This is a genomic window from Streptosporangium sp. NPDC049644 (assembly GCF_040675205.1).
GTDB classification, from domain to species: domain Bacteria; phylum Actinomycetota; class Actinomycetes; order Streptosporangiales; family Streptosporangiaceae; genus Streptosporangium; species Streptosporangium fukuiense.
This window is the reverse complement of record NZ_JBFAOJ010000012.1, coordinates 1-23,149: the sequence shown is the minus strand read 5'-3', so window position 1 is coordinate 23,149 and position 23,149 is coordinate 1. Positions and strand designations below refer to the sequence as shown.

Below are 23,149 nucleotides of genomic sequence, written 5' to 3'. Positions count from 1 at the left end.
AATCGGAGCGTCCATGCCTTCCGGTATCTCGGTGCGAATGAGGGAACTGGCCGCGGACCGCGTCCCGTTCGTCCACGCGCTCGTGGTCCGCGCCCACTACCCGACCTCGGTCAACGCCGGCGACGACGCCATCGTGCTGCCCGACGGGTCCATCGAGGGTTTCGTCGGCGGCCGGTGCGCGGAGAGCTCCGTGCGCACGGCGGCTCTCGGCGCGCTCAGGGACGGCCGCTCGGTGCTGCTGCGGGTGCTGCCGGAGGGCGAGCCGGCCTTCCCCGACTCCCCCGGCGCCCAGGTCGTGGTGAACCCCTGCCTGTCGGGCGGCGCGCTGGAGATCTTTCTCCAGCCGTCGCTGCCGCCACCGGTGATCTGGGTCGCCGGTGAGTCGCCGATCGCCGAGGCGCTGGCCGAGCTGGCCGGCCCGCTGGACCTCACCGTCCGGCGGGCGGCGGACGGGCAGGGGCCGGCGGGCGCCACCGCGGCCGTGGTGACCGGCCACGGGCGCGGCGAGACCGCCGCGATCCGCGCGGCACTGGACGCCGGGGTCGGGCTCGTCGGCCTGGTGGCCAGCCGCCGGCGCGGCGCGGCGGTGCTGGCGGAGATGGGACTCACCGAGGCCGAGCGTGCCCGGATCAGCTCACCGGCCGGGTTCCAGATCGGGGCCCGCACCGCGCACGAGATCGCCGTGTCGATCCTGGCCGAGATCATCGCCGCGATCCGCACCTGCGGGCTGACCCCGGCGGTACCCGTCCCCGCTCCCGCGGGTGGCGAGGCCGCGGCGAGTCCGATCATCCAGGCCGTCGACCCCGTCTGCGGGATGACGGTGACCGTCTCCCCCGACACGCCCCACCTGGCCGTCGACGGCGAGGACGTGTGGTTCTGCGGACCGGGCTGCCGGGAACGTCACGCGGAGAAGGGCAGGCGGTAGAGACGTGCAGGCAACCGACTCGCGCCGCCCGGAGTATCGCCCGCCACCGCCGCGAACCGGTCTCGGCGCCGAGGGTGCGTCGTGACCCCGGCCTTCGCCGACGCCGACGAGGTAAGGCGGCGGCTGGACGAGATGGACTACCTGGTCGACGAGGGCACCGCCGCGGCGCTGTTCTTCGCGCTGGTTCTCGGCCGGCCCCTGCTGCTGGAGGGGGAACCCGGCGTCGGCAAGACGACCGCCGCCAGGGCCCTGGCCCGCGTCCTGGACACCCCTCTGATCCGGCTGCAGTGCTACGAGGGGTTGACCGCGAGCGAGGCGCTCTACGAGTGGAACTACCAGCGGCAACTGCTCGCCATCCGGCTCGCCGAGTCACGGCGGGACAGCCTGGCCGACGCCGACCTGTTCAGCGCGGAGTTCCTGCAGGAACGCCCGATCCTGCGGGCCGTCCGGCACGACGGCCCGGTGCCGCCGGTGCTGCTGATCGACGAGATCGACCGCGCCGACGACGAGTTCGAGGCCCTGCTGTTCGAGTTCCTCGGCGAGTCCTCGATCACGATTCCGGAGCTCGGCACGTTCACCGCGAAACGCCGGCCGGTCGTCGTACTGACCTCCAACCGCAGCAGGGACCTGCACGACGCGCTCCGGCGGCGCTGCCTGTACCACTGGATCGACTTTCCCGAGGCCGAGCGGGCCGTGGAGATCCTGCGCCGTTCGGTACCCGGCGCGAACGAGGCACTGATCAGGTCGGTCACCGAGTTCGTCGGCCGGGTGCGCCGGTTCGACCTGGACAAGGCCCCCGGCATGGCGGAGACGATCGACTGGGTCGCGGCCCTGTCCGCGGTCGGCGCGACCCGTCTGGTCAGGCAGGACGTCGTCCGGACGCTGAGCACCATCGCGAAGACACCCGACGACCGTGCCACGATCACCGGCGCGCTCGACGACCTGGGCGACGCCTGCGGCGCGACCGCCTGATCGACGGCACGAAGACGGCGTAGAAAGGGCGGTTCATGAGGATTGACAATGAGTTCACGGTCAACGTTCCGATCGACCGGGCGTGGACGGTTCTCACCGACCTCGAGGGGATAGCCCCGTGCATGCCGGGGGCCCAGCTGACCGGTGTCGAGGGCGAGGTCCACTCCGGCAGGGTCCGGGTGAAGGTCGGCCCCGTCGTCTCCGAGTACGCGGGCACGGTCAGGTTCGTCGAGAAGGACGAGGTGAACCACCGTGCCGTCATCGACGCCAGAGGCCGTGACTCGCGAGGGGCGGGCAACGCCTCAGCGGTCGTCACCGCGCTGCTCCGGGCCGACGGCGCACGTACCGTCGTCACCGTCGACACCGACCTGAAGATCTCCGGAAGGATCGCCCAGTTCGGCAGCGGAATGATCAAAGAGGTCTCCGGGAAGCTGCTCGGCCAGTTCGTCGACTGCCTCGAAGGAAGGCTCGCCGCCGATACGGCCGCAGCGACCGAGGTCGCCGGGAGTCCGGTATCCACCGCTCCCCCCACCGCCGACCGGCGACCGGCGAGCGTCCCGCCGGGCTCCGAGGCCGAAGGCGTTCCGGCCGGGACCGCAGCGAGGAACGTCCGGACGGACCCCGAACCGGTCCCCCGGGAAGCGGGCGAGATCGCCCCGGCGATCGACCCCGAACCGCTGGACGTGATGAGCGTCGCCGGCGGATCCGTCTACCGGCGGGTGCTTCCGGTCCTCGCCGTCCTCGTCGTCCTCGTCGCCGTCGTCGTCTACCTCCTTGTCGCCTAGCGGGCCGGCGCCGGGTGTCGATCGGGCGGCGTTCGCCGTCGCGCTGGCGGTCCGGCTCCGGCAGCACGGCGTGCCGGTCGGCCTCACCGCCGTCGACGACCTCGTCAACGCGCTGGCGGCCTCCCCTCCGGACTCGCTGCCGAGGCTGTACTGGGCCGCCCGCATCAGCCTGGTACGGCGGCGCTCGGAGATCGACGCCTTCGACACGGTGTTCGCGGCCGTGTTCGGCGACGCGGCACTCGCCCTGGATCCGCCCACGCGCCGCCGGTCACGGCGGCCCGCGACCGGCGGGGACGAGGACGTCTCCGTCTTCCCGCCCGCCTTCGCGGACCAGCGGCCAGGGGACGCGCTGCCCTGGGCGACGCTCCCCGCGGTGGTCGCCGACGCGGAGCGGTCGGACAGCCCGCCGGCCGTGCCAGACCGCCTGCCGAGCGACCTCCAAGGGCGGGCGGAGGTGCCGTTCGAGGAACTCGACGCGCGGGAGATGGAACTGCTCGGCGGGTGGCTGCGCTCCGCGGTGACCGACTGGCCCACCAGGCGCAGCCGGCGGCTCGCGGCCGCCCCCCGTGGCAGGAGGGTCGCGGTGCGAGCCACGGTCCAGCGATCCCGCCGGACCGGCTGGGAACCACTCCACCTGCTGCGGGAGCGGACGGTCGACAGGCCTCGACGCGTCGTGCTGCTCTGTGACGTCAGCCAGTCCATGCAGGCGCAGGCGCCCGCCTACCTGCACCTGATGCGCGCCCTGGCGCTGGCCGCCGGCGCGGAGGTGTTCGCCTTCGCCACGTCGCTGACACGGTTGACCCCGATCCTGGCGCACTCCTCCGCGGCCGTCGCCGTCGAGCGGGCCACCGAAAGGGTCTCCGACCGGTTCGGCGGGACACGGATAGCGACCAACGTGCGGGCTCTGCTCGCCTCCCACCACGGAGGGTCGGTACGGGGCGCCGTGGTGATCATCGGTTCGGACGGCTGGGACAGCGACCCCCCGGAGGCCATGGCCGCCGCCATGGCGCGACTGCGCCGGCGCGCGCACCGGGTGATCTGGATGAACCCCAGGGCCTCCGCCCCCGGCTTCGAACCGCGCGTCGCCGCCATGGCCGCCGCCCTGCCGTACTGCGACCGGCTGCTGCCCGCGGACACCTTCCGGTCCCTGCGGCATGTGATCGCCGAGATCTCCGCCACCCGTTAGGTCCTGTTCCGCGGATCTCACCGTGGCGAGGATCGGTCAGGTGGTGCCTCGCAGGGCGGCGGAGAAGATCGCGGCGCGCCGCCTGACCCCGGTGGGCGAAGGGGTCTAGCTCCAGAGGGTGACGTGGATGGAGGGGCGGAACCGGCCGGGGCTCACCCCCGGGCCGCGCAGCATGGCCTGCGTGGCGCGCGGGGTGGTGACGAACCGGACGAGCTCGGCGGCCACCGACGGGGCACCGCGCTCGACGAGGGTCAGCGTGGCCCACACACCGTCGTACCGGAGAGCGCGGCCGGCGATGTGGACGAGACGGCCGGTGGCCAGATCCCGCGCCACCGCGAAGGAGACCGTCGGTGCCACGCCGTGGTTGCGCTTGACCTCCTCCAGCGCCGCCGCGTGACTCTGGAAGATCCGCTGGTGCTCCTCGGGCACGCTGACCCGGCGCAGAATCGCGGGAACGGCACCGATGTCCGCCGCGGCCGACGGGCCGAGCTGCCAGGTCTCCTCGCGCAGCTGGTGGGCGCCGGCGTCGAGTCCGGCGAGCGGGTGGTCCGGGCCGGACACGACGATCACCTGATAGTTGAGGAACGGCCGGCACGCCAGCGACTCGTCCAGGTTGCCCGTCCTGGGCCCGATCGCCACGTCCACCGCCCGCGAGTGCAGCAGGGCGCCGAACTTCCGCGGGTCGTGCACGCTCAGCTCCACATCGAGGTCGGCGGCCCGGCCGGCGAACAGCTCGATCAGGCCGGGAGCCGCGTACTCGGCGAACAGGCTCGACGCGGCGACGCGCAGCAGCCGCCGGCCACGGGCCGCCTGGCCCACCTCGACGATCGTGCGCTCCTGCAGGCTGAGCATCTCCGCCGCGCGGCTCGCCAGCCGCAGGCCGCCGGGGGTGAAGGCGAGCCCGGAGGCCGTCCGCGTGAACAACTGGTCGCCGAGTTCCCTGCGTAGCTGGCCGATGTGCAGCGAGACGGCGGCCTCCGACACCTCCAGCTCCCCCGCCGCCAGCTTTACCGAACCGAGCCGTACCACTGTGGCGAACGCGCGTAGCTGGGTGGGTGTCACGCGTGGAACGCTACGGCACGGACTTCGCCGGCGACAGTGAGAGCCGCGGAGGGCCTTCGGCGGCTACGGGGTGCCCGCGAGGCGCAGGGGCGGGGTGTGGATGTCGAACGGCAATCGCCGGTGGCGAGGATCGAGCTCACAGGTGGCGACGGGAAGACCTACGCGGGGACGCCGAACCAGGTGGCCAGCGCCTCCCGTAGGCCGAGGCTCACGGGATCGCCCGTTTCCTCGTCAGGGGACGTCCAGGCGACGTAGCCGTCCGGGCGGATCAGCAGCCCGGCGGGGACCCGCCGGCTGGAGGTGGCGGTGACGACGTCCACCCGGTCCTTCCAGCCCGCCGCCGTCTCCTCCAGCTCGTCGCCCCCACCGAGGTCGAGGAGGAGCGGCCGGGCGCCGTGCGTCAGGTCCGCGAGCCGCACGGTGCCCGCGTCCGTGGCGAGGGAGAGATCCGGTGCCGGGCGGCCGAGGAGAGGATGCGGCGCCGGGCAGGCATCCCCCATGTCGTAGCGGATGTCCGAACCCGCCATGAGCTCGGCGATGTGCCGCCGGTTCTCCTTGTGTTCGAGCAGCTCGGCGAAGAGCTCGCGCAGCGCGGTGACCTCTTCGCCGGGGGCGAGCAGGGCGGCCTGCGCCCGGGTGTGCGTGACGACCCGCCGGCCCACGGGGTGCCGTTCGCCGTGGTAGGTGTCGAGCAGTCCCGGCGGCGCCCAGCCGTGAACCTCGGCGGCGAGTTTCCAGCCGAGGTTCACGACGTCCTGCAGGCCGAGGTTGAGCCCGGGACCGCCGACCGCGGAGTGGACGTGCGCGGCGTCCCCGGCCACCAGCACGCGACCGGCGCGGTAGCGGTCGGCCAGACGGGTGTTGCCGCCGGTGAGGCGGCGGAGCACATGGGGGCCTCGGCTCGCCGGCGGGGTCATCGGCAGGTCGGCCCCGAGCACCCTGTGCACGCTGTCCCGCAGCTCCTCCAGGGTCATCGGCACCCGCTCGTCGATCCGCCCCCGCCCCCACTCCATGGTGGTCACGAGGTGCACGCCCGGTTCGAACGACGCGAGGGCGAACACGCCGTGTGCGGTTCGGTGGAACATGAACGGCCTCCAGCGTGCCCCGGCCAGCAGCAGCTCGCCGGTCGCGGGATCGAGCGCGGAGGCGGGCAGGACGGCGTGGGCGCTGCGCGACACGACGTCCTCGGCGGTGGCCCCTGGGAAGCCGATACCGGCCCGCTTCCGTACGACGCTGTGGGCTCCGTCACAGCCGACCAGGTAGCGGGTGCGCAGCTCGTAGTCTCCGCCGGGGGCGTGGACGGCGACCGTGACACCGTCCCCGTCCTGCGCCAGGTCCACCAGTTCGTGGCCGCGCCGGATCTCCACCCCGAGCTCCAGCGCCCGCTCCTGTAACAGCTGCTCCAGGCGGCGCTGCGGGATCGGGAGGATGTGCAGCGGGCCGGGGTCCAGTGTGCTCAGGTCCAGTTGCATGCCGCCGAACATGAAGAACGGCGCGGGAACCGGGGGGTGTGAGGCACCGGTGAACCGCCGGTACAGGCCCCGGCTGTCGAGCACCTGGACCACCCGCCCGACCAGTCCGTTGGCCCTGGGCTCCTCGCCCGGCTCCGGCAGCCGCTCCAGCAGCACCGGGCGGACGCCTGCCAGGCTCAGCTCGCAGGCCAGCATCAGCCCGTTCGGGCCACCTCCGGCGATCACGACGTCAACGGACATCACAAACCTCCTTGATCGGATGAGGGAGCGGGCGCGATGGCACACCACCCGCCGAGGGGGCGGCGAAACGGCCATGGCCCGTATACGGCCACGCGTTGAAACCGTCTCGGTGCCCGCGCACCGCCCATGAATGTCAATATAGGTTGACACCAATCTTCCGTCAACCCCGGTTGACGAGAGGTCCGCGTCTTCCTCGAACACCGGGGAACACATCCGGAGGCACGTCCGCGACCGAGCCCGGTGGCCGTGTTCGCGTCAACAGCCGCCGGGCACGGTCGTGGCCCGGACCCTCCGGGTTCCCCCCTGCCGGGAATCCCTGCCAGGATCGGCACATGGTGAGGATCGGACAGGTGGTGCTGGGCGTCACCGACATGCGACGTGCCGTCGGGTTCTGGACGCGGGCGCTGGACTACGCGCCGCGCGAGGGCGAGACCGCGGACGACTGGACCGTGCTCGACCCGGTGGAGGGTGACGGCGTCCCGCTGGCACTGGACGTCAGCGGGACACCGGCCCGCCGGCATCCCCGGACGCACCTCGACCTGTTCGTCCCCGACGCCGCCGGGCAGGCGTCCGAGGTGGAGCGACTGGTGTCACTAGGGGCCGAACGCGTCGACTGGGACCTCTACCCGAACGACCCCGACTTCGTGGTCCTCGCCGACCCCGAGGGCAACGTCTTCTGCGTCGTCGACCTCAGTCACGGCTGAGAACCGGAGCGCGGCCCCCGGCCGGACCCGTCTCGTCCCGCATCCGGGCGGTTCCCGCCAGGCACACCGTGCGGCCGACCACGACATGGAGCGCACGCGTGAGCGCGTGGCGGCCCGGGTCGGGCCTCAAGGCGTACCTGGACGAGATCGCGACGGGCCGGCACCGGCGAGAACGACCCCTAGGCGGCCACGGCGGGCGAGCGGTCGCCGGCGACGCGGATGGCGAGGCCCACGAGCACGGTGCCCGTCAAGTAGCGCTGCACGCGCATCCAGGTGGGCCGCCGCCCGAGGAAGGTCGCGGCCGAGCCCGCGGTCAGCACGATCATCGCGTTGACCGACAGGGCGATGACGATCTGGATGGCTCCCAGCAGGAGGCTCTGCGTGCCGACGTCGCCCCGGGCCGGATCGACGAACTGCGGCAGCACCGACACGTACACAATGGCGATCTTGGGGTTGAGCAGGTTGGTGACCAACCCCATGGAGAACAGCCGGCGCGGCGGGTCCACCGGGAGGGTGCCGAGGGCGAAGATCGGCTCACCGCCGGGTCTGATCGTCTTCCAGGCCAGCCAGAGCAGGTACCCGGCGCCCGCGAGCTTGACCGCCGTATAGACGGCGGGCACCACCGCGAAGATCGTGGCGATCCCGGCCGCCGCCGCCAGCAGGTAGACCAGAAAGCCCGCCGCGACGCCCGCCAGCGAGATCAGCCCGGCCCAGCGCCCCTGCGTCACAGACCGCGAGATCAGGTAGATCATGTTGGGGCCGGGGGTGAGCACCAGGCCGAGGGCGACCGCGGCGATGCCCGCGAGGGCACTGATAGAGATCATGGGCACATCATCGAGCATCCCTCCCGCCGAGAGAACGGCCAATTTCCAGAATTGGCCTGGTAACCATCGATCCCGGCCGATCGGACCACGGCGCTGGGACGCCCTCGCCCCGGCAGTGAGGACCCGGGCCTGATTCGCTCGGTCAAGGACACCACCCACCTGGCCCATCGGCCGGCGCGACCTCGCGGAAGCGGCGCGGTCAGGCCTCGCGGAAGCGGATGTCGCGAGATGACGCCCCAGGGGCGACGAAGTCGAGCAGGCGTGCTCCCTCCAGCTCCAGGTCCGCCCGCTCCCCCGCGCTCACCGGCGCGAACAGCTCCACCTCCAGGATCGCCTCGCCCCGTTTCCCCGTCACCTTCCACATGCCCCGCACGAAGCCGTCGACCAGCACCGTCGCCTTGATGATGCCGTTGATCGTGAAGATCCGCCCCCGATACTCCTCCTCCGTGATCCGGGTCCTGGTCCGCGGGGCGAACGACAGCAGCGTGTTGTCGAACTCCGACAGGTAGCGCACCGGGGCAGGGGTCTCGGGGCCGGGGCGCGGCGCCTCGGGCAGGTCGAACAGCTCCGCGCCGTCCTCGGTCGCGAAGGTCCGCAGGCCCATCCCGCGAACGATCTCCCCCAGGCGGGTCATGCCCGACCACTGCTGAACGTCCATCACCGTGGCGGGACCGTAGGCGGCGAGGTAGCGGCGGATCGCCTCCTCGGCGGAGGGCCGCTCGTCCTGGGGCCGGCCCAGCCATGCCTCCGCGGTGGTGTGGGTGGCCTGGCCGCCCACCCCCCAGATCCCTCTCGGCGGGACCTGCACCAGCGCCAGCGTGTTGCGCACCCCGGCGACCAGGGCGGCGGCCGGGGAATCCGGCCACCGCTCCTGCAGCAGCACCCCGAGCTCACGGAATGTCAAAGGGCGTTCCTCCACCAGCTTGCGCCCGGTGACGGCAAGCTCGTCCAGGTCCACGCCGGCCAGGCCCTTACCGTGCATGCCCCCCCGCAGGCCCCGCGCCAGCATCGGCCCCAGCAGCGGGCGAAGCGCCAGGCAGTCGTCGGCGGTGACCAGATGGATGGTGGAACGCATCAGCGCCAGCCTCACCACCTGGCGCTCGTTGATCAACCGGGCGAGGTCGCCGTGGGTGAACCCGGCCAGGCGTGTCCAGAGCCCGACATAGGGAGGGTTGGGGGCCTGGGCCTGCATGCCGTACAGGTGCCGGACCGCCTCCAGCGCGGACGACTCGGCGCGGGCCAGCAGCAGCTGCCGCTCCAGGGTGGCCCGGTTGAGCGCGCGCCGACTGAGCACCTCGGGCATGCGTGTCCTCTCATCGCGAGTCGCGAGTCGCGAGTCGCGAGTCGCGAGTCGCAACGGCGCGATCTCGTCTTGATCCAGTTGATCCGCGCCAAGCTACCAGAATGAAATAACTCACCTCATATTGCTTCCGGCGGGCGGGATCGCGGGCGACGCCAGGTCAGAGGGTCGGCGGCACCCACACGTACGGCGTCGTCGTGGTGATCGCCTCCAGGCCGAGCCTGGCCAGGATCGGGCGGCTGGCATCGGAGGCGTCCACCTGCACCAGGCGGAAACCTCGTGCCACCGCCAGCTCCGCCCGGTACGACACCATCGCCCGGTAGATACCCCTGCCCCGCCACTCCTTCAGGGTCGAGCCGCCCCACAGTGAGACGAAGTCGGTGCCCTCGTGGAAACGCACCCATGCCGCGCACACCACCTGCCCGCCCGCCTCGGCGATCACCACCGTGCACGGATCCCCAGGGCCGGCGAGCTCGCGCTCCAGCATGCCGGGCAGCCAGCCATGGTCGGCATCCCAGACCGTCTCCTCCAGCTCGCGGATGCGCTCCAGGTCATCCCGCCCCGCCACCTCGCGCAGCCGCACCCCGGCGGGTGGCACGTGGGCACCGGCCAGCTCACCGGCCTCGCCGACGAGCAGCGTCTCCCGCTCCCCCGCCTCGAACCCGGCCGCCGCGAGCCGCTCGGGCAGGTCGGCGGGCAGGTCATAACCGTGGTACTTCCACTCGACCTCGCGCCCGACCCGGGTGAAGAAGTCCCGCTGGCGCGCGATGAAGGCGTCCAGCTCGACACCCTCCAAACCACCAAGGTCGCGATATGTCAGGAAACCTTGGCCGTGGCCGTTCGACACGACCCTCAGCAGCGGCCCGATCCTCTCGGCCGTGCGACCCGGCATCGGCCGGGCCCGGAGCTGCTCGTCATATGCCCGAAGGTAGGCGGAAGCGCGCGATGAGATGTTCATTGGGGACAGCCAACCACACACTTATCGGCCGCGACATGGCGTTATGGACCTAGACGCGGTCCAGGCGCCGGTGCGGGGGCGGTGGCCGCTCCACCTCGATCGGATCGCCGGGCCGCACCTCACCGCCCACCACCACGCCCATCACCCCGGCCCTGCGGACCGGCTCGCCGTTCTCGTCCCTGCCCACCACCTGCTTGAGCAGGCCCCTCTGGAAACCCTCGATCTGCCCGCAGGGACTGCGCAGCCCGGTCACCTCCACCACCGCCTCCCGCCCCAGTCCGAGCAGCGTCCCCACCGGCAGGCCCAGCAGGTCGACGCCCCGGGTGGTGACGTTCTCCCCCAGCTCTCCGGCGGCCACCGAGAAGCCCGCGGCCCGCAGTTCGTCGTGGAGTTCGGCCTGGATCAGGTGGACCTGGCGCAGGTTGGGCTGGGTGGGGTCCTGCGCCACCCGCGACCGGTGCTTCACGGTCACCCCGAGGTGCGCGTCCCCCTCCACGCCCAGCCCGGCCAGCAGCCGGATGACGGGTTCCGTGGTCTTGCCGAAGGTGTGGGTGGCGCTACGGCTGACCGCCGTAACTCGTCCGTCCGTCATACCGCGATCCTTCCTCCTATCCGGCGGGAATGGAATCTCGCGCCCGCGCCTTCACGACGTGGATTCATGACGCCCGGTAGGGTCGGCACGGTGAGCGTGCCAGCCGTCCCCGTCTCGCCCGGCCCGTCCATCGAGCCCGCACGGGACCCCTACCGGGTGTATCTCGACTCCCTGACCAGCGCCGAGTCCCGCCGCACCATGCGCGGCTGTCTCGACAGGCTCGCGGCGCTCGTCTCCGGCGAGGAGGTCTCCAGCGGCGCGGGCCAGCCCTGGCACCTGCTGCGCTACGAGCACACGGTACGCATCCGCGCCCTGATGACCGAGCGCGGCTGGTCCCCCTCGTACGTCAACAAGCACCTGGTCGCGCTGCGCAGGGTGCTGCGCGAGGCCTGGCGGCTCGGCCTGATGACCGCCGAGGAGTACCAGCGCGCCGCAGACCTGCCGACGGTCGAGCACACCCGCCTGCCAACGGGCCAGCACGTCCCGCCTGAGGTGGTGGGCGCCGCGCTGGCCGCCTGCGATCGCGACGACTCCGCCGCGGGGGTCCGCGACGCCGCCCTGCTGGCGGTGCTCTACTCCACCGGCTGCCGCCGCGCCGAGATCTCCGGGCTCGCGCTGGGCGACTACGACCCCGGCTCCCGCTCGCTGCGGGTGCGCGGCAAGCGCGACAGGGAGCGGATGGTCTACCTCACCACCGAGGCCGTGGCCAGGATGGAACGCTGGCTGGCCGTACGGGGCCGCTCCGCGGGCGCCTTGTTCTGCCCCATCAGCAAGTTCGGCCGGCTGCGGACCAGGGACCGCGGGCCCGCGCCCATGACCGGCCAGGCGGTCGCCGACATCCTGGCCAGACGCCTGGCCGAGGCCGGCGCCGGGGCACGCACCCCGCACGACTTCAGGCGCACCTTCATCGGCGAGTTGCTCGACGCCGGGGTGGACCTCGCCACCGCGCAGGCCCTCGTCGGCCACTCCTCCCCCGCCACCACGGCCCGCTACGACCGCCGCCCCGAACGGCGCCGCCGCGAGGCCGTCGACAGGATCACCCTGCCCGCCCCCAGGCCGCTCTGACCGTCGGCGCGGGACCGCGGACGGTGATCCACCGGTACCTGCGGCCTCCTGACCGAAACCTGAACTCGCCACGATTCACCAGCCGCACCGTAACTGTCGGTGGCGCCCCCTACTATGAGCCACCTCAAGGAGGGACAACCGCTCATGGTCAACGCACTGAGGGTTTCGCTGCTGGTCACGACCGACCTGCCACCGGATACCGACCTGACGGAGTTCGGGCGGTTACTGGTCGACTCGGTGCGCACGCTCCAGCGGGACGAGGTGACATATCCCGCGTTCCTGCGCGGCGGGGTGTTCTGGCTGGACCGGCCCCTGCCGCCGTCCGACGACGGGATTCCCCGCGCGGCGGCCGAGGAACTGCGGTTCGCGGCGCTGCTGGGTCATCTGTCGGCCGGTCAGCCGCCGGGCTCCTCGAAGGAGACGGTCGCCGACGCCTGCCGGGCGATCACCGCCGCCGTCGCCGCCAGGTATGGTGACCTGGGCAGCCCGCCCGCTGTGATGGCGATCCGCAGCGAGGACGTGCGCGAGCGCACCCCTTCCTCGGCCGTCTCCGTCGGACCCGCGGAGACGCTCCCCGGAACCGCGGATCTCTCCGCCCGGGACGCGTGGTCCTGGGCGGAGAGATCCGGGCAGGTGGAGGATCAGCCCATGGCGACGACCGGGAAGGCCCAGGTCCCGGAGCCGACGGCGTAGGGCGTCGCGGTGTCCGCCGTGCGGACCCGTACGGCGCCATACGGCGCCTTCCGGCCGGCTCAGGGCCGCCGGGCGGTTGCCGGTGGATCGGGAATCCGGGCTCGCGAGGGTCGGAGTCGCCCGGCCTCGGCCACGGGGGACGGGCGGGGCCGCGTTTCAGGGCTGGACGTGGACGACCTCGATGCCGAGCAGGTCGGCGACCGCGCGCAGTTCGGCCAGCCGGTGGCCGATGCCCAGCGCCCAGTGATGGGAGATGCCGGTGGCGCTCCACGCGTCGGTCCACTCCCCCGGGTCGCAGCCGAAGTCCACCCGCGAGGTGGTGTTGCCGATCCGCAGCAGCGGGCCCTCCACCGTGACGCCCTCGGAGACCACGAAGGCGAACGTCCCGTCGCGCCGCTGCAGCAGGCCGAGCGTGGTCACCGGACCGTGCGCCACGTCGAACTCCACCGAAACGCCCCAGCCGCGCTTGCCGTGGTAGACGCCCAGCCCGCGCAGCAGCGGCCGGCGCGCGCTGATCGCCAGGTGGGCGGGGCCGTCGTGGCCCATCTCCACATGGCCGCGCGCGAAGTCCAGCGCCTGCAGTTCGGTGAACGAACCGCCTGCCCCGAGCCGGTCCATGACCAGCATGGCGAGCGAGGTACGCAGCTCGTACTCACCGGCCGTGGGGATGCCCCGCGCGGTCAGCAGGGACGAGCCCAGGATCATGCCCGCGCCCAGCCGCTCGTGGATCTCCCCGTCCAGGCCCCGGTGGTAGTAGGCCAGGCTGTCGAGGGCGAAGTCCTCCACCAGCCGGTCCAGCCCGACCGAGACCCGCGCGGCCCAGGCGAAGTCCTCGTCGTTGACCGTGTCGGCCAGCTCGAAGACCTCCCGTGCCAGACCGGTGCGCTCCTTGACCTCGGCGTCGGTGACCTTCTCCACCCGCACCCGCAGGTCGTCGAACTCCAGCACCTCCACGTGCCCGCCGAGGTTCACCGGCACCAGGGTCAGGTCGGTGGCCACGTCGAGCATGCCGGGGTACAGGTGTCCCATCAGCCCGTGGCGGCCCCGGCGCAACGCGGCGCGCACACCGGCGGCCCGCACCCATCGGCCGATCTTGGCCCAGGCCCGCTCGTCCTCCAGGTACCCCGACACCGACCGGAAGGGGATGCCCGCGCGGATGAAGGTGTTGGCCATCTCCGGCAGCGGGCACGCCCCGCAGTAGGCGAGCCACTGACCGGTGTCGAAGGTCGCGTGGTCCATCGACTCGCTGGGCTGGAGATTGATCAGCAGTACCGGCGCGCCACTGCGCTGCGCGACCGGCAGGAGCATCGTCGCGGTCATGTACGTGGTCAGGAAGCCCACGATGATGTCACAGCCGGCCTCGCGCAGCCTCTCCGCCGCGACCGCGCCCTCCTGGGCGTCGGAGATGAAGCCGACGTCGACGACGTCACAGCCCAGCTCCCGCATCCGCTCCGAGACTCGCTCGGAGGAGCGCCGGAGCTGCGGGAGCAGGTCGGGGAACTGCGGCCAGTAGGCCCCCAGCCCGCCTGCGACCAGCCCCACCTTCGTGCGGGGCGGGGCGATCCGATCCAGAGCCGTGGTCAAGACGTTCTCCTCTCAGCGGGGATTGCCACGGGAAGCGGGGTCAGCGCAGGAAGGCGGCGGCGACGCCGGCGTCCACCGGGATGTGCAGGCCGGTGGTCTGGGTGAGCTGGGTCAGCTGGAAGACCGCGGCGGCGATGTGCTCGGGCAGCACCTCGCGCTTGAGCAGGGTGCGCTGCGCGTAGTACTCGCCCAGTTTCTCCTCCTGCACCCCGTACACCGCCGCCCGGTTGGCCCCCCAGCCCGAGGCGAAGATGCCGGAGCCGCGCACCACCCCGTCGGGGTTGATGCCGTTGACCCTGATCCCGTACTGGCCCAGCTCGGCCGCCAGCAGCCGTACCTGGTGCGCCTGGTCGGCCTTGGCCGCTCCGTAGGCCACGTTGTTCGGCCCGGCGAACACCCCGTTCTTGGAGGAGATGTAGACGATCTCCCCGCCCATGCCCTGGCCGACCATCACCCGGGTGCTCTCCCGCGAGACCAGGAACGAGCCGCGGGCCATGACGTCGTGCTGCAGGTCCCAGTCGGTGACGCTGGTCTCCAGCAGCGAGCGTGACAGCGACAGGCCGGCGTTGTTGACCACCAGGTCCACCCCGCCGAACGCCAGCACCGTCGCCTGGAGCGCGGCGATCACCTGTGCCTCGTCCGTGACGTCCATCCGCACGGCGGTCGCCACGTCCTCGACCCGGTAGGCCCTGGCGCCGAGCTCGGCGGCGACCTTCTCCGCAGCGTCCAGGTCGCGATCGGCCACCACCACGCACGCGCCCTCGGCGGCCAGCCTGCGGGCGGTGGCCGCGCCGATGCCCGAGCCGCCCCCGGTGACCAGCGCGACCCTGGTGGCCAGCGGCTTCGGCGCCGGCATCCGGCGCAGCTTGGCCTCCTCCAGTTCCCAGTACTCGATCCGGAACTTCTCGCTCTCCTCGATCGGGGCGTAGCGCGACAGCGCCTCGGCGCCGCGCATCACATTGATCGCGTTGACGTAGAACTCCCCGGCCACCCGGGCGGTCTGCTTGTCCCGGCCGAAGGAGAACATGCCCACCCCCGGCACCAGCACGATCGCCGGATCCGCGCCGCGCATGGCGGGCGAGTCGGCGGTGGCGTGCCGGTCGTAGTAGGCCGCGTACTCCTCGCGGTAGGCGGCGTGCAGCTCGCGCAGCCGGGTGACGGCGTCGTCGAGCGGAGCCTCGGCGGGCAGGTCGAGCACCAGCGGGGCCACCTTGGTGCGCAGGAAGTGGTCGGGGCAGGAGGTGCCCAGCGCGGCCAGTTCGGGGTGACGCTCGCGGGACAGGAAGTCCAGCACCTCGTCGGTGGCGGTGTAGTGGCCGACCTGCGCCACGTCGGTGGAAGCCAGGCCGCGGATCACCGGGAAGAGCGCGGCGGCCCGCTCGCGCCGGGCCTCCTCGGGAAGCGGCCGGTAGCCGGGCCTGACCGGGCCGAACGGTTCGGCCGCGCCGTGTTCGGCGATGTGGGCCTCGGCGGTCCGGATGATCCACAGCGAGTTGGCCTCGCACTCCTCGGAGGTGTCGCCCCAGGCGGTGATGCCGTGGCCGCCGAGGACACAGCCCACGGCCTGCGGGTTGTCCTTCTTGATCACGGCGATGTCGAGGCCGAGCTGGAAGCCGGGGCGCCGCCACGGCACCCAGACCACCCGGTCACCGAAGATCCGTGCCGTCAGCGCCTCGCCGTCGGCGGCGGTGGCGATCGCGATGCCCGCGTCCGGGTGCAGGTGGTCCACGTGTGCCGCGTCCACCAGGCCGTGCATCGCGGTGTCGATCGACGGCGCCGCGCCGCCCTTGCCGAAGGCGCAGAAGTCGAACGCGGCGACCATCTCATCCTCGCGTTCGACGCCCGGGTAGACACCCCTCAGGGCGTGCAGCCGGTCCAGCCGCAGTACGGCCAGGCCCGTCTCGGCCAGCGTGCCGAGGTCTCCTCCGGACCCCTTGACCCACATCAGCTCCACGTCGGAGCCGGTCACCGGGTCGACGGCCACGCCCTTGGCCGAGGTGTTGCCGCCCGCGAAGTTGGTGTTGCGCGGGTCCGCGCCGAGCGCCCGTGACCGCTGCAGCAGTTTCTCAACCGGCGTTCTCATGAAATATCCCCCAACGAATGAACCGTGTTCTCAGAGTGCGAGGCGCGGGTCTCAGGCGCCCCAGCCGGCCTGGGCACCGCCGACGCGCTCGGCGGCGATCTTCTCGAAGTACCCCGAGCGCGCGTAGGCGGCCATCGGGTCGGGGTCCAGCCCCCGCTCGGCGCGTACCTCCGCCAGGAGCGGGCGCACGTCGGTGTTGTAGGCGTCCATGAACACCCCGTTGGCTCCCAGCACGTCACCGGCGGACTGCGCCGCCGCCAGTGCCGCCCGGTCCACCAGCAACGCCTTGGCCGTGGCCTCTTGCACGTTCATCACCGACCGGATCTGTCCGGCGATCTTCGGCTCGATGTTGTGGCACTGGTCCAGCATGAACGCCACGTCCTCGGTGTATCCGCCACCGCGAACCACCTCGAACATGATACGGAAGAGCTGGAACGGGTCGGCGGCCCCCGCCATCAGGTCGTCGTCGGCGTAGAAGCGGGAGTTGAAGTCGAACCCGCCCAGCTTGCCCTCGCGCAGCAGGAACGCCACGATGAACTCGATGTTGGTGCCCGGCGCGTGGTGCCCGGTGTCGACCACCACCTGTGCCTTGGGGCCGAGCTTGACGCAGTGGGCGTAGGCGGTGCCCCAGTCGGGCACGTCGGTGGTGTAGAAGGCCGGCTCGAACAGCTTGTACTCCAGCAGGAAGCGCTGGTGCTCGCCCAGCCGGTCGTAGACCTCGGCCAGCGACTCGGCCAGCCGGTCCTGCCGGGAACGGATGTCGTCCTGGCCGGGGTAGTTGGTGCCGTCGGAGAACCACAGCTTGAGCGTGTCCGAACCGGTGGCGTCCATGACGTCGACGCACTCCAGCAGGTGGTCGGTTGCCTTGCGCCGCACCCGCGCGTCCGGGCTCGTCACGCTGCCCAGCATGTAGTCGTCGTCCTGGAAGACGTTGGAGTTGATCGCGCCGATCCGCACTCCCAGGTTCGACGCGTGCGCCGCGAGGTCGGCGTAGTCGTCGACCCTGTCCCAGGGGATGTGCAGCGCCACGCTCGGCGCGGCGCCCGTGAAGGCGTGCACCTGCGCGGCATCCGCGAGCTTCTCGTACGGATCCCGGGGCACCCCTCGCTGGGCGAACACCTTGAACCGGGTACCGCTGTTGCCGTACGCCCATGACGGGGTCTCGATGGCCTGCGCCAGCAGGGCGGCCTTGATGTCGCTCATCGAAGCTTCGGGGCGGCCCCGGCCACGGCCGTGGCAGCCCCTCCTCCTATCTTCCTGATCCAGTGGGGGTACGCGGTCCGACCGTTCCGGCACGCACGCCGGCCGGTCCCACCCGGGCAGGGCGCGCGCGGGCCGGGCGCGCCGTGCCGGCGGTGTCCGTCAGAAGTCGAACTGGTCGATGTTGGCCTTGTCGAAGACGAAGGGCGGGCCCAGGATGATCTCCCCGTCCTTGCCGATGGTCCGCTCGCCGAGCCTGCCGGCCTTGAGCACCTCGCCCTCGGCACCGGTGATCTGTCCCGAGGCCAGCGCCGCGGCGGCGTAGGAGGCCAGGTAGCCCAGGTCCTTGGGGTTCCACAGCGCGAACTTCTCCACCGTGCCGTCCTTGACGAACTGGCGCATCTGGTTCGGGGTGCCCAGCCCGGTCAGCACGACCTCGCCCTTGTACTTGGAGCCGGAGATGTAGCGGGCGGCGGCGGAGATGCCGACCGTGGTCGGGGAGATGATGCCCTTCAGGTCCGGGTAGGCCTGCAGCAGTCCCTGGGTCTCCTGGAAGGATTTCTGGTCGTCGTCGTCGCCGTAGGCGACCTTGACCAGCTTCAGCTCGGCGTACTCGGGCTTGCCCAGCTCGTCCTTCATGAACTCGATCCAGGTGTTCTGGTTGGTCGCGTTCGCCGTCGCCGACAGGATCGCCACCTCGCCCTTGCCGCCGATCATCTCCGACAGCAGTTTCACCTGGCTGCGTCCGATCTCCTCGGAGTTGGCCTGGTTGATGAAGATGTCCCGGCAGTCCTTGGAGGCGTCGGAGTCGTAGGAGACGATCTTCACACCCTTGGTGCGGGCCTGCTGGAGCGGGCCGCACACCGCGTTGGCGTCGTTGGCCGCGATCAGGATCGCGTCGTGGCCCTGCTGGGTCAGCGTGTTGATGTAGGACACCTGCGAGGAGGCCGAGGCGTCGGAGGGGCCGACCTCCTTGGCCTCGCCCTTGAACTCGGCCGCCGCCTCGATGCCCGCCTTGTCGACGATCGTCTCGTAGGGGTTGTTGATCTGCTTGGGCAGGAACGCGAGCTTCAGCCCTTCCTTGAGCGGCGCGTTCGGGTCGGCCTTGGCCGGAGCCGAGGCCGCCGGGGCCGAGGAGGCCGCCGAGCCGGCCGAGTCCTTGGTGGTGCCGCCGCCGCAGGCGACGAGCCCGAGCGAGAGCAGACCGGCCATGACCGCGGTCGAGGCGGACCTTCGCGAAACAGTGAACATAAGCGCTTCCTCAGGATGCGGGGGGTGTGGGCGATGGGACGGGTGACGGACGGCGCCGGCGTTGCCCGATGACGGCAACGAGACGCGGGGTGATCACCGAGATGATCAGGAGGAGTCCGGTGACGATCGACTGGATCTCCGTCGACACGTCGTTGAGCATGAGCAGGTTGCGGAGAAGGCCGATGAGCAGCACTCCGGCGATCACCCCGCCGAGGGTGCCCTTGCCGCCGTCGAAGTCGACGCCGCCCAGCAGGACGGCCGCGATGACGGCCAGCTCCAGGCCCATGCCGTTGTCGGCGCGGGCGCTTCCGTAGCGGAGGGTGAAGATCACTCCGGCGAAGGCGGCGACCGTGCCGGAGAGCACGAACAGGATGAGCTTGACGCGCTTGACCCGGATGCCGGCGAACAGCGCGGCCTCCTCCTGGGCGCCGATGGCGAACAGCGAGCGGCCGAATCCGGTGGCGTGCAGCACGACGCCGGTGATGATCGCCAGCAGGACGAACAGCGCCACCGGATAGGGGATCGGGGTACCGGGAACATCCTCCACGGCGAGGGAGACGTACTGCTGCGGGAACTCGGCGATGGCCCTGTCCCCGAGCACCACGTAGGCCAGTCCCCGGTAGAGCGCCAGCGTGCCGATCGTCACCGCCAGCGAGGGCAGTCCCAGCCTGGTCACCAGCAGGCCGTTGACAAGGCCGCACACCGCCCCGACCACGACCACCAGCGGAATGATCGTCTCGATCGCCCAGCCGGCGTCCCACAGGGTGCCGACCAGCGCGCTCGACAGGCCGAGCACGGAGGCCACCGACAGGTCCACCTCGGCGGCGACGACCAGCATGGTCATCGCCAGCGCGATCAACGCGATCTCACCGAGGTCGCCGAGGGCGAAGGACAGGTTGTCGACGCCGGCGAAGCCGGGCGATCCCACCGAGCCGCCGACGAAGACGAGCACCAGGAGCAGGCCGACCAGCACGTCCCAGCGGAGGAGACGGCCTGGCGAGCCACGCTCCGGCAGCCCGGCGAGGGACGGAGCGGCCGTGTCCGCGGCGCCGGTGGCGGACTTCACGTCAGGAGCCATGTCGGGAGTTCCTCCTCCGCAGTACCCTCGCGACCCGCAGGGCGAGCAGCCGGTCGACACTGATCGCCAGAAGCAGCAACGCGCCGGTGATGGCCTGCTGCCAGAACGGGCTGACCTTGAGCACGACCAGCGCGCTGGTGATCGTGGTGAGCAGCAGCGCGCCGAGGGCCGCGCCGTACACGGTGCCGACACCGCCGGTGATCGCCACGCCGCCGACCACGACGGCGCTGACCACCTGGAGTTCCCAGCCGTTCGCGGCGTCGGCGACGACGGTGCCGAACCGGGAGAGCCAGAGCACCCCGGCCAGGCCGGCGAGCGCACCGCTGAAGAGATAGGCCGCCATGACGCGGCGCCGTACGGCCACACCGGCCAGCGCCGCCGCCTCCGGGCTGGAGCCGATGGCGTAGAAATCCCGGCCGGAGGCGTAGGAGCGCAGGTAGTAGCCGACGGCCAGCATCACCAGGACGGCGATCATCGGCAGGTACGGGACGCCGAACACCGTGCCGTTGCCCAGCGACAGCAGCGCCGGAGGGAGGTCGACGGCGTTGATCTGCCTGCCGTGGGCGATGTAGTGGTCGACGCCCTGGATCACGTACAGCGTGCCGAGCGTCACCACCAGGGCCGGGACTCGGCCGAAGCTGACCAGCAGGCCGTTGACCAGTCCGCAGAGCGCGCCGATCGCGACGCCCAGCACCACCGCGAAGACGATGCCCCTGCCGTGGTCGGCGGCGAGGAAGTCCCCGACGGTGAAGGCCACCAGGCCGACGACCGAGCCGACGGACAGGTCGATGTTGCGGGTGATGACCACGACGGACTGGCCCACGGCGAGCAGCACCAGGATGGAGGCGTTGAGGAAGATGTCCTTGACGCCCTGCTCGGACAGGAAGTTGCCGTTGACGCCCACGGTCACGATGACCAGGACGGCCAGTGCCGCCACGATGCTCAGCTCGCGGGCCCGGAAGACCAGGTCCACCAGGTTCCGGGTGCTCCGCCCGGCGGTGACGGTGCTCACGAGGCCTCCTCCGTCCGCCGCATGACCCGGGCACCGCGCTTTCCGGCGCCCTCGTTCCTGTCGATCACGAGGTCCCTCCGGTCGCTGCGGTCATCACGCTCTCCTCGGTGGCCCGCTCCCGCGGGATCTCGGCGACGAGCCGCCCCTCCTGCATGACGAGCACCCGGTCGGCCATGCCCAGCACCTCGGGCAGGTCGGAGGAGATCATCAGCACGGCGAGCCCGTCGGCGGCCAGCTGGGACAGCAGGCGGTGCACCTCGGCCTTGGTGCCCACGTCGATGCCCCGGGTGGGTTCGTCGATGATGAGCACGTCGGGCTTGGTGGACAACCACTTGCCCAGCACGACCTTCTGCTGGTTGCCGCCGGAGAGCACGTTCACCGCGTCCGACAGCCGGCTGAACTTGAGCTGGAGCCGGATGGCCCAGTCGCGGGCGCGGTCCCGCTCGGCGGCCCGGGATATCACCGGGCCACGGCGCAGCGCCTTCAGGCCGGTGATGCCGATGTTGCGCTCGATCGAGTGGTCCATCACCAACCCCTGCTGGCGCCTGTCCTCGGGTACCAGGGCCAGGCCCGCGGACATCGCGGCGGTCGGGGACGCGGGCGGCAGCCGCTCTCCGTTGACCTCCACGGTCCCGGCGTCCCAGCGGTCCACTCCGAAGACGGCCCGGGCGACCTCGCTGCGCCCGGCGCCGACCAGCCCCGCCAGTGCCACGATCTCGCCTCGCCGCACCTCGAAGGAGACGTCGGTGAACACGCCCTCACGGGTGAGCCGGCCGACCTTGAGGGCGACCTCGCCGACCTCGGTCTCCTGCTTGGGATAGAGGTTGTCGAGGTCGCGGCCGACCATACGGCGGATCAGGTCGTCGTGGGTCAGGCCCGCGACGGGTTCGCTGGCGATCCAGCCGCCGTCGCGCAGCGTGGTGACCCGCTGGCAGAGCTCGAAGATCTCGTCCAGGCGGTGCGAGATGAACAGCACCGCGCACCCCTGCTCGCGCAGCGCCTTGACCACGTTGAACAGCCGGGTCACCTCGTTGCCGGACAGCGCCGCGGTGGGTTCGTCCATGATCAGCACCCGGGCGTCCCGGGAGAGCGCCTTGGCGATCTCCACGAGCTGCTGGTCGGCGATGGACAGACCACGGGCCGGCTGCTCGGGGTCGAGCGCCACGCCGAGCCGTTTGAACAGCTCGGCGGCCCGGCCGTGCATGGCCCTGCGGTCGATGCGGCGGAGCGCGGCCTTGGGCTGCCGGCCGATGAAGATGTTCTCGGCGACCGACAGGTCGGGGAACATCGTGGGTTCCTGGTAGATCACGGCCACGCCCGCCTGCTGGGCGTCGGCGGGACTGCCGAACTCCACCGGTTCTCCGTCCAGCAGGACCTGCCCGGCGTCCGGACGGTGCACCCCGGCCAGGGTCTTCACCAGAGTGGACTTCCCCGCGCCGTTCTCCCCGGCGAGCGCGTGCGCCTCTCCGGCGTAAAGGTTCAGAGAGACCTCGCGCAACGCCTGCACGGCGCCGAACGCCTTGCTGACCCCGGCCAGCGCCAGGACCGGAGGGGCCCCGTCGGGGGGCGGCCCGGGTGACGCCTCCCCTTCGCCCGGTGCGCTCACCGCGCCACACCCCTTCCCTGCTCTAAAAACGTTTTAGAAGACTGACCGGACGCTAATCCGCAGCGTCCGGCATTGTCAATGGGTGGTGAAGCTCTCGTTTCCAACGCGTTACGACAACTACGCAGGCAGGGGGATGGTAGACCTACCGCCATCTTTGAGTAAGGTCTTGTCGACATCGTGTAACACGTTTTAATCTATGCCGGGTCAAGGGGGGCAGCGGGTGAGCGGCGTCGGCATCAAGGAGGTCGCTCGGGTCGCCCAGGTCTCCCCCGGCACGGTGTCCAACGTGCTCAACCGGCCGGAGCGGGTCGCCCCCGAGACCCGGGAGCGCGTCAGGCGTGCGATCCGCGAGCTCGGCTTCGTCCGGCACGGCTCCGCCTCGACGCTGCGCGCCGGGCACAGCCGGACCATCGGGCTGTCGCTCATGGACATCGGCAACCCGTTCTTCACCGACGTCGCCGCGGGGGAGCGTGGCCCCGCCGGGCCTCAGGGCCCGCGGGGTGAGCAGGGCCTGACCGGTCCGCAGGGGCCGATCGGGAAGACCGGCCCGCAGGGTC

21 protein-coding genes are annotated in these 23,149 nt (G+C 71.6%); 8 read left to right on the top strand and 13 right to left on the bottom strand.

The window, feature by feature from the left end:
• Positions 1-13 precede the first annotated feature (13 nt).
• The 4 genes from AB0J58_RS09500 to AB0J58_RS09485 all read left to right on the top strand — a co-directional run bounded on the left by AB0J58_RS09500 (position 14) and on the right by AB0J58_RS09485 (position 3,868).
• Positions 14-925, top strand: a complete 912-nt coding sequence (locus AB0J58_RS09500; protein WP_364212556.1) for an XdhC family protein — start codon at positions 14-16, stop codon at positions 923-925.
• Between the two features lie 81 nt (positions 926-1,006).
• Positions 1,007-1,897, top strand: a complete 891-nt coding sequence (locus tag AB0J58_RS09495) for a MoxR family ATPase (protein ID WP_364212553.1) — start codon at positions 1,007-1,009, stop codon at positions 1,895-1,897.
• Between the two features lie 35 nt (positions 1,898-1,932).
• Positions 1,933-2,682, top strand: a complete 750-nt coding sequence (locus AB0J58_RS09490; RefSeq protein WP_364212550.1) for an SRPBCC family protein — start codon at positions 1,933-1,935, stop codon at positions 2,680-2,682.
• The gene (locus tag AB0J58_RS09485; protein ID WP_364212547.1) at positions 2,672-3,868 is read left to right on the top strand and encodes a VWA domain-containing protein; all 1,197 of its coding nucleotides are present in this window, start codon (positions 2,672-2,674) and stop codon (positions 3,866-3,868) included. Before AB0J58_RS09490 ends, AB0J58_RS09485 begins: the two co-directional genes overlap by 11 nt.
• 105 nt (positions 3,869-3,973) lie before the next feature.
• Here the strand turns inward: AB0J58_RS09485 and AB0J58_RS09480 are convergent, their stop codons facing one another.
• Positions 3,974-4,930, bottom strand: coding sequence for a LysR family transcriptional regulator (locus AB0J58_RS09480; RefSeq protein WP_364212544.1), 957 nt, complete (start codon positions 4,928-4,930; stop codon positions 3,974-3,976).
• A 158-nt stretch (positions 4,931-5,088) separates the two neighbouring features.
• On the bottom strand, positions 5,089-6,642 hold the full coding sequence (locus AB0J58_RS09475) for an FAD-dependent monooxygenase (RefSeq protein ID WP_364212541.1): 1,554 nt from the start codon (positions 6,640-6,642) through the stop codon (positions 5,089-5,091).
• Between the two features lie 332 nt (positions 6,643-6,974).
• Between AB0J58_RS09475 and AB0J58_RS09470 the strand changes: the two genes are divergently transcribed.
• The gene (locus AB0J58_RS09470) at positions 6,975-7,346 is read left to right on the top strand and encodes a VOC family protein (RefSeq protein WP_364212538.1); all 372 of its coding nucleotides are present in this window, start codon (positions 6,975-6,977) and stop codon (positions 7,344-7,346) included.
• A gap of 179 nt (positions 7,347-7,525) precedes the next feature.
• Here AB0J58_RS09470 and AB0J58_RS09465 read toward each other — a convergent pair whose 3' ends face one another.
• The 4 genes from AB0J58_RS09465 to AB0J58_RS09450 all read right to left on the bottom strand — a co-directional run bounded on the left by AB0J58_RS09465 (position 7,526) and on the right by AB0J58_RS09450 (position 11,020).
• Complete coding sequence (locus tag AB0J58_RS09465) at positions 7,526-8,170, bottom strand: LysE family translocator (RefSeq protein WP_364212535.1); 645 nt, start codon at positions 8,168-8,170, stop codon at positions 7,526-7,528.
• 199 nt (positions 8,171-8,369) lie between these two features.
• Complete coding sequence (locus tag AB0J58_RS09460; protein ID WP_364212532.1) at positions 8,370-9,473, bottom strand: winged helix DNA-binding domain-containing protein; 1,104 nt, start codon at positions 9,471-9,473, stop codon at positions 8,370-8,372.
• A gap of 157 nt (positions 9,474-9,630) precedes the next feature.
• Positions 9,631-10,428 (bottom strand): GNAT family N-acetyltransferase, encoded by a 798-nt coding sequence (locus AB0J58_RS09455; RefSeq protein ID WP_364212529.1) that lies wholly within the window; start codon positions 10,426-10,428, stop codon positions 9,631-9,633.
• 49 nt (positions 10,429-10,477) lie between these two features.
• The gene (locus AB0J58_RS09450) at positions 10,478-11,020 is read right to left on the bottom strand and encodes an MOSC domain-containing protein (protein WP_364212526.1); all 543 of its coding nucleotides are present in this window, start codon (positions 11,018-11,020) and stop codon (positions 10,478-10,480) included.
• 90 nt (positions 11,021-11,110) lie between these two features.
• Between AB0J58_RS09450 and AB0J58_RS09445 the strand changes: the two genes are divergently transcribed.
• Both AB0J58_RS09445 and AB0J58_RS09440 read left to right on the top strand, forming a co-directional pair.
• Positions 11,111-12,085: a tyrosine-type recombinase/integrase gene (locus AB0J58_RS09445; RefSeq protein WP_364212523.1), complete on the top strand. Its 975-nt coding sequence runs from the start codon at positions 11,111-11,113 to the stop codon at positions 12,083-12,085.
• Positions 12,086-12,229: 144 nt separating this feature from the next.
• Positions 12,230-12,778: a hypothetical protein gene (locus AB0J58_RS09440; RefSeq protein WP_364212520.1), complete on the top strand. Its 549-nt coding sequence runs from the start codon at positions 12,230-12,232 to the stop codon at positions 12,776-12,778.
• Between the two features lie 156 nt (positions 12,779-12,934).
• Here the strand turns inward: AB0J58_RS09440 and AB0J58_RS09435 are convergent, their stop codons facing one another.
• From AB0J58_RS09435 to AB0J58_RS09405, 7 genes are all read right to left on the bottom strand, one after another.
• Positions 12,935-14,362, bottom strand: a complete 1,428-nt coding sequence (locus tag AB0J58_RS09435) for an L-fucose/L-arabinose isomerase family protein (protein WP_364212517.1) — start codon at positions 14,360-14,362, stop codon at positions 12,935-12,937.
• A 40-nt stretch (positions 14,363-14,402) separates the two neighbouring features.
• Entirely contained in the window at positions 14,403-16,445 is a 2,043-nt protein-coding gene (locus AB0J58_RS09430; RefSeq protein WP_364212514.1) for a bifunctional aldolase/short-chain dehydrogenase, read from the bottom strand.
• 51 nt (positions 16,446-16,496) lie between these two features.
• Positions 16,497-17,648, bottom strand: coding sequence for an L-rhamnose isomerase (gene rhaI / locus AB0J58_RS09425; RefSeq protein ID WP_364212511.1), 1,152 nt, complete (start codon positions 17,646-17,648; stop codon positions 16,497-16,499).
• Positions 17,649-17,807: 159 nt separating this feature from the next.
• Positions 17,808-18,896, bottom strand: coding sequence for a rhamnose ABC transporter substrate-binding protein (gene rhaS, locus AB0J58_RS09420; RefSeq protein WP_364212508.1), 1,089 nt, complete (start codon positions 18,894-18,896; stop codon positions 17,808-17,810).
• Positions 18,897-18,906: 10 nt separating this feature from the next.
• A complete protein-coding gene (locus tag AB0J58_RS09415) occupies positions 18,907-19,974 on the bottom strand; it encodes an ABC transporter permease (RefSeq protein WP_364212505.1) in 1,068 nt (355 codons plus the stop codon).
• Positions 19,964-20,986, bottom strand: coding sequence for an ABC transporter permease (locus tag AB0J58_RS09410; protein WP_364212502.1), 1,023 nt, complete (start codon positions 20,984-20,986; stop codon positions 19,964-19,966). Before AB0J58_RS09410 ends, AB0J58_RS09415 begins: the two co-directional genes overlap by 11 nt.
• A 64-nt stretch (positions 20,987-21,050) precedes the next feature.
• On the bottom strand, positions 21,051-22,592 hold the full coding sequence (locus AB0J58_RS09405) for a sugar ABC transporter ATP-binding protein (RefSeq protein WP_364212499.1): 1,542 nt from the start codon (positions 22,590-22,592) through the stop codon (positions 21,051-21,053).
• Between the two features lie 196 nt (positions 22,593-22,788).
• Here AB0J58_RS09405 and AB0J58_RS09400 point away from each other — a divergent pair.
• Positions 22,789-23,149 (top strand): LacI family DNA-binding transcriptional regulator (locus AB0J58_RS09400; protein ID WP_364212496.1); only part of this gene is annotated, 361 nt, incomplete at its 3' end.